Below are 12,839 nucleotides of genomic sequence, written 5' to 3' on the forward strand. Positions count from 1 at the left end.
AGGTGTTTGATGAAAGCTTATGATGCCTTATGAGCTTTTCATTACTCGTACTGCATTTAATACAGCCAACAAAGTAACCCCAACGTCTGAGAATACCGCTTCCCACATCGTTGCAATGCCGAATGCACCTAGCAGTAAGAAAACTGCCTTCACTCCGAGAGCAAAAATGATATTTTGCCACACTATTTTTCTTGTCCTCTTCGCTATCCGAATAGCCGTTGTGATCTTTGATGGCTCATCGGTCATGATGACAATATCCGCTGCTTCAATGGCAGCATCAGAGCCAAGTCCGCCCATTGCAATTCCTACATCTGCCCTCGCCAATACCGGTGTATCATTAATTCCATCACCAACAAATACAATTTTCTCTTTAGATGTCTTTTCTTGATCTAATTTTTCTATTTCTTCTACTTTGTTCTGTGGGAGTAACTCTGCGTACACCTGGTCTAATCCAAGTTGGCGCCCAACCGCTTCTCCTACCGTTTTAGAATCTCCGGTGAGCATGACTGTCTTTTTGATTCCAAGCTCCTTCAATGATTGAATGGCTTCTAAGGAATCTTCTTTCACTTCATCAGAAATGACGATATACCCTGCATATTCCTTATTAATGCTCAGATGTACTATTGTTCCAAAGTCAGCTGGTTGATCATAACGAATATGTTCTTGATTCATTAGTTTTGCATTACCAGCAAGTACTTCTTTTCCATCAATCTTTACCTTGATACCATGCCCTGAAATCTCATTATAATCCTCTAACTCATTCTCATTTATACTTTCACCATAGGCAGTTCGAATAGATTCGGCGATGGGATGAGTTGAGTGAGCTTCTGCATAAGCAGCATACCTTAAAAGCTGCTCTTTAGAAATCTCCCCTTTAGGTTGAATGTTTGTAACGGTAAATGCTCCCTTTGTCAGTGTTCCGGTCTTATCAAAGACGACATATTTCACATCATTAAGGGCCTCCAGATAGTTACTTCCTTTAACCAACACTCCATTTTTTGAGGCTGCTCCAATCCCTCCAAAGAAGCCAAGTGGAATAGAGACCACTAATGCACACGGACAAGAGATAACTAAAAATATAAGTGCACGGTATATCCATTCTGAGAAAGTAGCTCCAGTTATAATAAGAGGAGGAACCACAGCAAGAAGCACAGCAATGATCACTACTACTGGAGTATAATAGCGGGCAAATTTTGTGATGAAATTCTCTGTTGGAGCTTTTTTACTGCTCGCATTCTGAACCAAATCCAGAATTTTTGATACAGTAGATTCACTAAATTCCTTAGCTACCTCCACGGTTAATACACCATTTTTATTTATAAAGCCACTGAGCACATCATGACCTGGCTCCACTTCTCTTGGAACAGATTCTCCGGTTAGAGCAGAGGTATCCATAGCAGATACACCGTCAATGACTTTGCCATCTAAAGGAACCCTTTCACCAGGCTTTACCAAAATGATATCTCCGATCTTCACTTCTTCAGGAGATACACGTTCTATCTCGTTACCTATTTTTAAATTTGCATAGTCTGGGCGAATATCCAGGAGTGAGCTGATCGATTTTCTAGAACGATTTACGGCGATGCTTTGGAACATCTCACCAACTTGATAAAATAACATGACGGCTACACCCTCGGGATACTCTTGAATTGCAAAAGCGCCCACCGTTGCAATGGTCATCAAAAAGTTTTCATCAAAAACTTGACCCCTAAAAAGATTTTTGACTGCTCTGAATACAATGTCGCCACCGATAATGATATAAGCTAATGCAAACAGCGAGAACTCTATATAGCCCGAAAAAGAAGAGAACCAAGCACCAGCAGCAATAAGGGCACCAATAATTAACCGGATTAACATACGTTTTGTGTTCTCATTTCCATGGTCGTGGGAATGATGGTGAGCATCTTCATGATTTTGATGTTCTTCTGTATCTTTGGAGCTACTTCTTGATGAAGATTTACCTTTTTCAATTACGCGTATATGAGGCTCTAATGTCTTCACCTTTTCTTTTGCTTTTGATACAATACTTTCTTCTCTTCCCTCTTCAGTCTCTAAAGTTAAAGTTTTAGTTACGAAATTTACTGAACAGGTACTAACTCCATCAATTTTCTTAACGCCGTTCTCAATCTTCATAGCACAGTTCGCGCAGTCTAATCCATCTAATATTAACTCTTTTCTAACCTTCTGTAGCTGTGCTTCCATGTAACCCCTCACTCCTCTCAAAAAGCTAAATTCAATATATGAACAAATACTCATATGTTTGTTTAAACACATTATACGCAAATGAAAATTTAATTGTCAATAATTTGTATGAGATCAAAATAAAAAAGCACCTGCCATAAGCAGATGCTTTTAATGTTTAATTTTCATGCATAGTATGCTGAAGGGTTTGCGTGAAAATTTGTTCAATATGAGTATCATCTAATGAATAAAAAACAGTCTTTCCCTCTTTCCGACGCTTAACGATTCTCATATTTCGTAAATAACGCAGCTGGTGAGAAATCGCGGACTGTCCCATTTCAAGAAGAACAGTAAGATCATGAACACATAGTTCTCTCTGTAATAAAGCATGAATTATTTTAACTCGAGTAGGGTCACTAAATGCCTTAAACCAGTCTGCTACTTGAACTGCCACATGTTCTTCAATCATTTCAGTCTTTACTTGTTTATAATCATCCTGAGAGCCAAGACATGTAGTATCACAATCTTCAATAAGGGGGGCTTTCTGCTCCATCTTATAAATCACCTTCCTATTCACCAATACTACTTATTTTATAGTAAAGGTCAAAAAAACGAAAGGATTACGATTAAGAGATATTACCTGATATCATATTAATGAATATAGTTAACTATTCTTATGATTAACAATATGATCAACAATTCTCTGAGCATCATATTTACCCCATCCAACAAGTGCAGATCCTCTACAGGTCTGCCATGGTAAACCAACGAAATATAGCCCCTCGACTACGGATACCCCCTCCGAGTGTTCAATCTCCCCTTCTTTAAACGCCTCAATAATATCTATCCATTGATCATCACGTTTAAAACCAGTAGCCCAAATAACATTATCAATATGTATTGGAGATTCTTCGTTCTCAAAGTAAACCTGATCTTTATATATCTTATTAGTTCTCAAATGTAGTTTAATTTTCTCTTGCCTTATTAGTAACTCTAATTCTTTCCCATAGATCTGTTCAGGTTGTTTGTATAACCATTTACCTAGCGTACTCTTTCGATGAGCTGTTAAGAAACCTAATTTGTTAAAATACCAGAAGATACTCTTCCCTAGTATATGTAAAGGTTTGTAATTTATTTTTCCACTTGCAGAGAGATGCACTTCATAGTTTGAAGCTAATTCGCATGCTATTTGAGCTCCGGAGTTTCCTGCACCTACAACTAGTACAACACCTTTCTTAAGTTGCTTCTCGTTTTTATATTGTGAGGAATGCAATTGTATTACTGAATTGCTAAGAGCTTTGCTGAATAACGGAATATGTGGCTTCTGGAAAGGGCCTGTAGCTACAATTACATTTTTAGTAACGAATTCTCCTTGAGTTGTAATGAGCTTGAATGTGCCCCCCTCCTTAGTTAAAGATAAAACTTGTGTATTTCCTTGAATAGGGAACTCTAAATGTTTAGCATAATCATTTAGATAATCTGCAAGTTCATCCTTATGCGGCAACCCCTGAGGATCACCTGCTAAATCCATACCTGGTAAGCTACTGTACATTCTAGGTGTGAACAGATGCAAGGAGTCATAACGACTTCTCCAAGTATCCCCAATCGACTTTTGACTATCTAAAATTAAGAAATTGATTGAATTTTGTTTTAGATAGTAAGCTGATACTAGTCCTGCTTGTCCTCCACCAATAATAATAACATCATACATTTTGGGAATTTCCTCCTAAACTAGTGATGTATTTAAATTATCATATGAGCAAGTATTCATCAATTGTCGGCATATAAATTTCCTCATAAAAAAAACAAGTTCAGATAACTTGTTTTTGCTTTACTATGACTGTATTAAAACACCTTACTTTGCCTTGGTTAGTATTAATAATAATGAAATGAAGGTAAAGGCGGTTAGCGCTAGGAAAGGGATTGTAATAAAGTTAAGCCAGTTGATGTACTGAATATTACATGGTACACCACTAGTACACGGTTTAATAGATGCAAAGCCAGGTAGCTTCTGCTGCAAATAGTGAAACAAGGATAGACAGGCACCAAAGATGGATAAGGGAAGTACATATTTTTTTATATTTTTGTCGCTGTAAAAAGCGGCAATTCCTAAAAGGATACTTAAAGGATACATAAGTATTCTTTGATACCAACACAATTCACAAGGAATAAATCCTCTTATTTCACTAAAATATAGACTCCCTAACGTAGCAGTCACTGCAACAATCCAAGCCAAGTATAATGTTTGGTCTCGTAAAACCACCATTTTCCCCTCCCAGTTTACTCCTTAAGTTGAGCGTTTATTAAGCTAGAAATCTCATCATAATCAAATGGGTTAGATACCATTACATTATTTATCATAATTGTAGGTGTTTGCTGTACGTTATATTTAAGTACTAGTTCATTATCTATATTAACTTGCTCCTGGATTTGCATACTTTTCATATCATTCTCCAGTTTCTGAAGATAAATTGTTGGCGTGAACTGCTTAGCAATTTCCAAAACTTTCTCTGATGTTAACCAAAGTTCATCATGCTGCTCTGTTTGTGGTTGTGCATTGAATAGCTCTTTATGAAATGTCCAATACGCTTCAGGATCTTGTATCCAAATAGCTTCTGCCGCAAGCGCTCCAGTCCTCGACTCTTCTTCATGAAAAAGAACATTTATGTATGAGAATGAAGCTTTACCTGTTTCGATAAAGTCCTTCGTAATTCTTGGCTTCATTTCCTCTTCCCATGCCTTGCAGGACGGACATTTAAAATCTCCAAACTCTACAATAGATACTTTAGATTCCTTACTCCCCAAAGTTGGTTGGTTCTCTGTCACAGGTGCGTCTTCGAATACCATTGCTGGATTTTCTGATTTTTGATTCATTTGGTTTATCAAAAATAATGAAAGTAATAAAATAATGATTAGTGAAGTGAAGATAACTAATTTTTTTGACAATTGACGTGTGTTATTCATTGTTCACCTCGAAATTTTGTTTGTTTTTTTGATTCTACGTATAGATTCTTGCATCATTTGAAAATGTCCTTTAAGTATTATGTTTAAATTCAGAAATCTCTAATGGGTCATCATGCTTCTCCTTTCGATACCATTTAGCTGTAATAATCCCAAGCACTGCAACAAAAGCTGCCTCTTGCGTCATCTTCATAATAATCCCACCTAATTGTTGATCATCTAATGGGCTCAAAATTGAAAATAGCTGAGGTGCATTTACATACGGTTCATAGAGTACTTTGTCAGAAAAAATAATAACAACACATGCTGGATAAAGGAGAACTGCGTTAGCTGCAATATAACCTAGCTTTTTGACATTGGATAGCCGATCTAGTTCCGGAATAGGACAGATAAGAGGCCACCACATTTGAAATGAGGTAATGACTAGAAATGTATGATATAGGATTCCAAGCAGAGGGTTCTCCATCAATATATTAAATATGACTGGAAAGTGGTATACGGAGAATCCGAAATTAAATAAAAGCATAGCTAGTATAGGTTGATTCCAAAATTTTCCCAGATTCCTAAAAAACTTTGTCTCTAATAAAGGACGTAACAACCAAGCTGGGGTCCCTAAGTAAATTAACAATGGCATTATGAAATATAATAAAGCTTGCTTCAGCATGTGAGCGCTAAACAAAACGTGATGACTAAGCGCATTAATTGGACTTCCAACAGCTAGATAGAGTGTTGCTAATCCGGATAAAAACAATATAATTTGTCTCAATTCCACTGGTTCACTTTGATTAAAACGATTACGAAATTTCTTAATAGATAGAATGTAAGCTATTGATAATAAAACTGCTATTACAATTACAATCGGTCTCCACATTTCTAAAAAATCAAAATGTTCTAGTACCATTTCGTTCATCGCTAATAACCCCTCTACTACCCATTATAGAATAAATACTACAATGAGTAGTATAATATAAAATTGAAGAATCTGGTAACAAAAATATTTATATACTCATGTTCAACTGAAAAATATCGAGAGGTGCTATTTCCCATACAGTAGGCACTTTGCTCAACTGTTAATTAGCTTTGAGGAATGTATTTTTTTGAAAAATGAATTCCGCTACCAGCATAAAAATGTCCAAATAATTCATAGGATCCTTGTTCTAAGTTTGCGGAATTAACTTTTGCAGCATAAACTCCATTGCCCTCATATTCACCTGGTATCCAGGTGGGACCTCCACCCTTACGAATTTCAAACATAAACCACGATTCCTGCGTAGTCGTCATGGCGTCATTTAAAGTTGCTGTTACTCGCACATTCTGTTCTTCATCTGTTTGAGCTTCAGATATAGCGATACTAATAGTTGATGCTTTATTATTAGAACCCTCTGAGCTGCAGCCTGTGAAAATATAAGTAGTCAACACTAAACCGACGATATATATTATTGCTTTCTTCATTTTTACCTCCGCAATCTGAATGCAAGACCGATTTCCACGATACTAAATTTTCAAATTTTCTAAACATACACCTTCTTTTTTCATTTCCATCTAACATAATCTTGTTTGGGTTACGATTACAGATGTGGTCTAGGTTAATAAGCATCACAATTATATACTACAATTTGTAGTTTTAATTAAAAAACTATAATTGTTCAAAATATTGACCAAACCTTATAGCTAAAGGATCGTAGCTAACTCCACTTTCATTAATATAAATCTCAGAGTATATAATCCCTTTGTTTCAAAGGAAGAATACTAAACACCAACACCTTTACATGCTGGAACTAGCATCAGACTCCATAACTAAAATACAGCCGGTCCTACTGACCGACTGTACTTCTTGAAATATAAAATTGGCTTTCGAATTGAGACATTGTAAATATGGGTTAGTGAGGATGTGCTAATTTTCTTTTACTTCACAAAAAATCGAGTTATCATGCTGATGTACCCGTGTCTCAAGTTGAATCGTGATGTGCATGATTCCTTTATTTTCAAGCAAATGTTCAATCTCACGTAATATTCGCTCACTTTCTCCGACGGTTAGCTGATCATCCACAACAGCATGGCAGGAAAGTGCATTTAGTCCACTAGTTATGGTCCATATGTGCAAATCATGTATGCTTTGAATTCCTTCTGTTTTTTCAATTGTCCGAGCCACATCCTCAACATGAACATTACTCGGTGTTCCTTCCATTAAAATATGAACCGCATCTTTAGTAACGTAAAAGCCACTTCTTAAAACAAGTATTGCAACAATAACACTTGCAAGTGGATCTGCCCACCCCCAACCAAAGAACATAATGAGTAAAGCAGCAACAATAGCACCAACAGATCCGAGCATATCACTTAGTACATGTAAAAAAGCTCCTCTCATGTTCAGATTTTCTTTTGTATCACCGCCACGCATCATTATCCATGCAACCAGAATATTAACCAACAATCCAATCGAACTGATAATGAGCATTCCGGTTGTAGCAACTTGAGGGGGATTTGCAAAGCGATCAATTGCTTCATAGAAAATAAACAACGCAATTAGAATGAGTGTAGCACCATTCAACACTGCTGCTAAAATTTCAAAGCGTCTATACCCGTAGGTCTTACTTCGACTCGCTACTTTTTGACCAAAAATAAAGGCAAGTAATGCAATTGCTAAGGAGATCGAATCGCTCAACATATGTCCTGCATCCGACAAAAGTGCAAGACTATTTGTAATAAAACCTCCAATAGCTTCAATAATCATGTAACATGTTATCAAAAGAAATGATATCCATAACACCTTTTTATTTGCACCATGTGTATGGTTGTGATCGTGGTTATGTGACAATTCAAATCCCTCCTCCTTGTTATGTATTCCGCTCAGATTAAAAAACTATTATGTGCATACTCAATTACTGTTGGCCATATTCGTTACGTATTCATGATTGATATTATGCCCTTTCTTTTGTAGAAGAAATATGGTTTTTGATCTACATTATAACTTCTGCAATCGCCTCCCTCTTTTTTTGATTATCTAACTTTTTCTTTTGTATACCTTTTACTCCACGTTTACATAATGCTTGGTGCTTTTTTACAGTCGAATGATAATCTTCATATTATTGAACAAATGAACAAAGATTCATGCATTCATCTGTAAGATTAAGAGGAGGAATTATCGTGAAATTATCAAAGAAAGCAATTCCTGCAGCAGCACTTAGCCTGGTCTTTGCCGCTTCTACAGTCTTGTCTGCCGGACAAGCAAATGCCGTACAGGCTGTCAGTGTAGAGAAAAAACAAATCAAGAATATTATCTTCCTCATAGGTGACGGCATGGGAACTTCTTATACTTCCGCTTACCGTTATATGAAGAATGATCCTTCTACGAAAGTGATGGAGAGAACCGTATTTGATCCCTACCTTGTCGGAACTCAAATGACATATCCGGATGACGACACGCAAAACGTGACGGATTCCGCTTCTGCGGCTACCGCAATGTCTGCTGGTGTTAAGACTTATAACGCTGCCATCGCTGTCGATAATGACGAATCGGAAGTCAAAACCGTATTGGAGCAGGCAAAGGAAAACGGGAAATCCACTGGGCTTGTTGCTACCTCGGAGATTACCCATGCCACACCGGCTGCATTCGGCGCTCATGACATCAGCCGGAGAAATATGGACGCGATCGCAGATGATTACTATGATGAATTGATCAATGGTGAGCACAAAGTTGATGTCTTATTAGGTGGAGGTAAATCTAATTTTGTACGTGAGGATCGTGACCTGACAAATGAGTTCCTAGAAGCTGGATTCAGTTATGTGACTGATCGCAGCGCCCTGCTCGCAGATACTAATGAGCAGATTCTCGGACTTTTTGCTGACGGAGGAATGGACAAGTTGATCGATCGTACTAGCGAAACACCTTCTCTAGCCGAAATGACTAATACAGCGATTGATCGTCTGAGCACAAACGAAAATGGTTTTTTCCTAATGGTTGAAGGCAGCCAGATTGACTGGGCAGGCCATGATAATGACATCGTTGGCTCTATGAGCGAAATGGAGGATTTTGCGGCAGCATTCCAGGCAGCTATTGATTTTGCTACAGAGAACGGCGAAACCCTTGTCGTAGCAACTGCAGACCATTCAACTGGCGGACTTACACTCGGAAAAGACGGAGAATATAACTTCTTCGTGGATCCGATCAAAGCTGCAGTACGGACTCCAGACTTCATGGCAGCTCGAATTGCGGAAGGTGCTTCCGTAGAAGAAACGCTTAAGAACTATCTAAAGCTTGAGCTAACAGCTGAGGAAATTCAATCTGTAAAAGACGTAGCTAAAGACGCAGATGTAACGACAATTGACAATGCCATCGAAACTATTATCGATAACCGTTCGTTCACTGGCTGGACTACAGGCGGACATACGGGTGAAGACGTGCCAGTCTATGCTTACGGTCCAGGAAGCCATCGCTTCTCCGGCCTGATCGACAATACAAATAACGCAGAGATCATCTTTGATATTTTAAAGAAACATAAATAATTAAATACTCATCAGAAGCCCATTCTCTTCTATCCATCAGGAATCAGAGAATGGGCTTCTTTTCATTTGCATCATAAAAAGATGCCACCTCGTGTCTTTTTATACAAAACATCCTCTCTCTAAGAGTTTATCCTGAAAATAAATTCATTCTCTCTTTGCATGTATTGTACCTGATCTCTAGATTCACCGACATTGGCCCTTGTGTTGCACTAAAGCCTTCGCTAAGGTCTTCAAACAAGGTCTTCAGCTGTTTGGGAAGCAAATCGTAGCCGTCTACATGTTTTTCCTTTCATGTAGTCCAGTACATAATACTCGAGAAAATTATTGATAGTAATTTCGGAGCGATCTTCCACGAATAGAATCATGAACAATGTACAGCCCGTTAGAGGAAAGGAAAAAATTTCGTCTGCCGCATCCATAATTAAGAAGCTTAAACCAGTCTGTTTAAGATAATACCCAGTAGCAAAACCAGCTTGTCCCGCTCCTATCACTAAAATACATCGTACATGCGTTAGCCCCTTCACTAAACAATCAAATAATGGTTTGATTGAATAATTATAATATGATATTCTGATAATAATCAAACGGTTATTTGAGTGAATGGAGGGTATAACATGAAAGATAGCTGTGAAATTTATTGTTATGACGAACCGAAAGTGCGTAAAGTACAAAATGATTTACAAAAACAAGACATTCCTACAATGGCGAAGATGTTTAAAGCTCTCGCAGATGAAACACGATTGAAGATTGCCTATGCTTTATGCGAAGAACAGGAACTTTGTGTATGTGATGTGGCAAATATTACTGGGTCCTCGTTAGCTACTGCATCCCATCATCTGCGCACACTAAAACAACTTGGTTTAGCAAAATATCGAAAAGAAGGAAAGCTTGCGTTCTATTCATTGGAAGATGATCATGTACGTCAATTAGTTCAACTAGCCTCGATGCATAGCAAGGAGTTGATGAGTCATGCAACAACATGAAGAGGAAAACAGTGAAAAACAAGTTTTCCGTATACAGGGTTTTACTTGCACTAATTGTGCAGGTAAATTTGAGAATAATGTAAGAAGTCTTCCCGGTGTATCGGATGCAAAGGTTAACTTCGGAGCAGCCAAAATAACCGTTTATGGAAATGCTACCGTGGAAGAGTTGGAAAAGGCCGGGTCTTTTGAAAACTTAAAGGTATCACCTGAAAAACAAAGAACCGTTGAAAAAAAGGAACCCTTCTGGAAAGAGAATTGGAATGTTATTCTTTCTATAATACTTATGGCTGCCGGCTACTTTTTTTCCTCTCGCTATGGAGAAGAAGGATTAATTCCTGCTTTAACATTTGGCGCTGCAATAATTATCGGCGGTTATGATCTATTTATAAAAGGAATTAAGAATCTATTTCGGTTTCAGTTTGACATGAATACACTTATGACAGTCGCTATTATTGGGGCTGCTGCTATCGGAGAATGGGGCGAAGGTGCTGTAGTTGTAGTCCTTTTTGCAATAAGTGAGGCGCTTGAGCGCTACTCAATGCAAAAGGCACGCCAATCTATTCGGTCCCTTATGGACATTGCCCCTAAAGAAGCTTTAATTCGACGCGGTTCTTCTGAAATAACGGTGAATGTAGATGATATTCAGGTTGGAGATGTAATGATCGTCAAGCCAGGACAAAAGCTTGCTATGGATGGTACTGTCATTAAAGGTACTTCGACGCTGAATCAAGCTGCAATTACGGGAGAATCAGTCCCTGTTACAAAAACTATTAATGATGAAGTATTTGCAGGTACGCTAAACGAAGAAGGCTTACTTGAAGTTAGAGTTACCAAACGAGTTGAAGATACAACTATTTCTAAAATAATTCACCTTGTTGAAGAAGCTCAAGCCGAACGAGCTCCTTCACAAGCGTTTGTGGACCGTTTCGCTAAATATTATACACCTGCGATAATGGCAATAGCTATTGGTATCGCCATCGTCCCACCTCTGTTTGGTGCTGATTGGGGAGATTGGATATATCGTGGTTTATCGCTCCTTGTAGTAGGTTGTCCTTGTGCTTTGGTTATTTCCACTCCGATTTCAATTGTCACCGCTATCGGCAATGCTGCCAAGAATGGAGTTTTGATCAAGGGTGGTATTCACCTAGAAGAAGTCGGGCGCATTTCAGCTGTAGCCTTTGACAAAACTGGCACCTTGACAAAAGGATTCCCAGAAGTAACAGATATCGCCCTATTTAACAGGAATGTTGAGAGCGAAGTTCTTTCGATTGCTGCATTAATTGAGAAAGGCTCACAACATCCGCTTGCCTCTGCTATTGTTCGGAAAGCGGAACAATTGGGTGCTGACCTTTCGCATTCCGTTGATGACTTTCAATCAATTACAGGTAAGGGTGTAAAAGCTTCGATTAATGGCCAGCTATACTTTATTGGGAGCCCTAATCTGTTTGAAGAACTTCACTCAAATATTATAGATACGGTACGCAAGCAAATTAGCACGCTGCAGACTCAAGGTAAAACTGTTATGGTACTGGGTACAAAGCAAGAAGTGATTGCCTTGATTGCAGTGGCCGATGCCGTTCGTGATTCCAGTAAATCAGTTATAGAAGAACTGCATTCTATCGGGGTTAAAAAGACGATTATGCTTACTGGGGATAACCAAGCCACAGCTAGAGCAATTGGAAGCCAGTTGGGCGTAGCCGAGGTCAAGGCAGAACTGTTACCCCAAGACAAGCTTAATTACATTAAAGAACTTCGGAAAAGCTATTCTCATGTAGCGATGGTTGGTGACGGAGTAAATGATGCACCTGCACTTGCTGCTTCCACCGTAGGCATTGCCATGGGCGGCGCAGGTACTGATACAGCTCTGGAAACAGCCGACATTGCTTTAATGGCAGATGATTTAAGAAAACTCCCGTACACAATTCGTCTAAGTAAAAAAACTCTTATGATTATTAAACAAAACGTAGCATTTTCTTTAGGAATCAAGTTGTTAGCATTAGTGCTTATTGTACCAGGATGGCTCACCCTATGGCTTGCTATTCTTGCGGATATGGGAGCAACACTGATTGTAACCCTAAACAGTCTAAGACTTCTAAAAGTAAAAAAAGAAAAATAGTATGAACAGACCGTCATGAAAGGCGGTCTTTTTTGTTTCTACTATACTTCTTTCACATTAAGCTAACCTGCCCGTTACTAGAGTAAAGGGCT

Annotated in this window: 11 protein-coding genes; 3 read left to right on the forward strand and 8 right to left on the reverse strand. The window is 38.4% G+C overall.

Going from position 1 to position 12,839, the window contains the following annotated elements; all coding sequences use genetic code 11:
• Positions 1-27: 27 nt before the first annotated feature.
• The 8 genes from PUW25_RS27185 to PUW25_RS27220 all read right to left on the reverse strand — a co-directional run bounded on the left by PUW25_RS27185 (position 28) and on the right by PUW25_RS27220 (position 7,960).
• On the reverse strand, positions 28-2,202 hold the full coding sequence (locus PUW25_RS27185) for a heavy metal translocating P-type ATPase (RefSeq protein WP_205055329.1): 2,175 nt from the start codon (positions 2,200-2,202) through the stop codon (positions 28-30).
• A 157-nt stretch (positions 2,203-2,359) separates the two neighbouring features.
• A complete protein-coding gene (locus tag PUW25_RS27190) occupies positions 2,360-2,734 on the reverse strand; it encodes an ArsR/SmtB family transcription factor (RefSeq protein ID WP_205055328.1) in 375 nt (124 codons plus the stop codon).
• Positions 2,735-2,845: 111 nt separating this feature from the next.
• Positions 2,846-3,901 carry a flavin-containing monooxygenase gene (locus tag PUW25_RS27195; RefSeq protein WP_205055339.1) on the reverse strand — a complete coding sequence of 352 codons (1,056 nt, stop codon included), beginning with the start codon at positions 3,899-3,901 and terminating at the stop codon, positions 2,846-2,848.
• 135 nt (positions 3,902-4,036) lie between these two features.
• Complete coding sequence (locus PUW25_RS27200; RefSeq protein WP_205055327.1) at positions 4,037-4,447, reverse strand: disulfide oxidoreductase; 411 nt, start codon at positions 4,445-4,447, stop codon at positions 4,037-4,039.
• A gap of 14 nt (positions 4,448-4,461) precedes the next feature.
• Positions 4,462-5,145 carry a thioredoxin domain-containing protein gene (locus PUW25_RS27205; protein ID WP_205055326.1) on the reverse strand — a complete coding sequence of 228 codons (684 nt, stop codon included), beginning with the start codon at positions 5,143-5,145 and terminating at the stop codon, positions 4,462-4,464.
• A 70-nt stretch (positions 5,146-5,215) separates the two neighbouring features.
• Positions 5,216-6,052, reverse strand: coding sequence for a cytochrome c oxidase assembly protein (locus tag PUW25_RS27210; protein WP_205055325.1), 837 nt, complete (start codon positions 6,050-6,052; stop codon positions 5,216-5,218).
• A gap of 164 nt (positions 6,053-6,216) precedes the next feature.
• Positions 6,217-6,594 carry a hypothetical protein gene (locus PUW25_RS27215; protein ID WP_205055324.1) on the reverse strand — a complete coding sequence of 126 codons (378 nt, stop codon included), beginning with the start codon at positions 6,592-6,594 and terminating at the stop codon, positions 6,217-6,219.
• Between the two features lie 442 nt (positions 6,595-7,036).
• Positions 7,037-7,960 (reverse strand): cation diffusion facilitator family transporter, encoded by a 924-nt coding sequence (locus PUW25_RS27220; RefSeq protein WP_205055323.1) that lies wholly within the window; start codon positions 7,958-7,960, stop codon positions 7,037-7,039.
• Positions 7,961-8,253: 293 nt separating this feature from the next.
• Between PUW25_RS27220 and PUW25_RS27225 the strand changes: the two genes are divergently transcribed.
• The 3 genes from PUW25_RS27225 to PUW25_RS27235 all read left to right on the forward strand — a co-directional run bounded on the left by PUW25_RS27225 (position 8,254) and on the right by PUW25_RS27235 (position 12,747).
• Positions 8,254-9,648, forward strand: coding sequence for an alkaline phosphatase (locus PUW25_RS27225; RefSeq protein ID WP_205055322.1), 1,395 nt, complete (start codon positions 8,254-8,256; stop codon positions 9,646-9,648).
• A 614-nt stretch (positions 9,649-10,262) separates the two neighbouring features.
• The gene (locus PUW25_RS27230) at positions 10,263-10,631 is read left to right on the forward strand and encodes an ArsR/SmtB family transcription factor (protein ID WP_205055321.1); all 369 of its coding nucleotides are present in this window, start codon (positions 10,263-10,265) and stop codon (positions 10,629-10,631) included.
• Positions 10,618-12,747: a heavy metal translocating P-type ATPase gene (locus tag PUW25_RS27235; RefSeq protein ID WP_205055320.1), complete on the forward strand. Its 2,130-nt coding sequence runs from the start codon at positions 10,618-10,620 to the stop codon at positions 12,745-12,747. Before PUW25_RS27230 ends, PUW25_RS27235 begins: the two co-directional genes overlap by 14 nt.
• Positions 12,748-12,839 lie beyond the last annotated feature (92 nt).

The sequence above is a fragment of the Paenibacillus urinalis genome, assembly GCF_028747985.1.
Lineage (GTDB): Bacteria > Bacillota > Bacilli > Paenibacillales > Paenibacillaceae > Paenibacillus > Paenibacillus urinalis.

Coding starts and splice junctions, on each gene's coding strand:
- PUW25_RS27185 (WP_205055329.1), bottom strand. CDS start 2,202: ATGGAAGCACAGCTACAGAAGGTTAGAAAAGAGTTAATATTAGATGGA.
- PUW25_RS27225 (WP_205055322.1), top strand. CDS start 8,254: ATGCATTCATCTGTAAGATTAAGAGGAGGAATTATCGTGAAATTATCA.
- PUW25_RS27210 (WP_205055325.1), bottom strand. CDS start 6,052: ATGAACGAAATGGTACTAGAACATTTTGATTTTTTAGAAATGTGGAGA.
- PUW25_RS27215 (WP_205055324.1), bottom strand. CDS start 6,594: ATGAAGAAAGCAATAATATATATCGTCGGTTTAGTGTTGACTACTTAT.
- PUW25_RS27200 (WP_205055327.1), bottom strand. CDS start 4,447: ATGGTGGTTTTACGAGACCAAACATTATACTTGGCTTGGATTGTTGCA.
- PUW25_RS27230 (WP_205055321.1), top strand. CDS start 10,263: ATGAAAGATAGCTGTGAAATTTATTGTTATGACGAACCGAAAGTGCGT.
- PUW25_RS27190 (WP_205055328.1), bottom strand. CDS start 2,734: ATGGAGCAGAAAGCCCCCCTTATTGAAGATTGTGATACTACATGTCTT.
- PUW25_RS27205 (WP_205055326.1), bottom strand. CDS start 5,145: ATGAATAACACACGTCAATTGTCAAAAAAATTAGTTATCTTCACTTCA.
- PUW25_RS27235 (WP_205055320.1), top strand. CDS start 10,618: ATGCAACAACATGAAGAGGAAAACAGTGAAAAACAAGTTTTCCGTATA.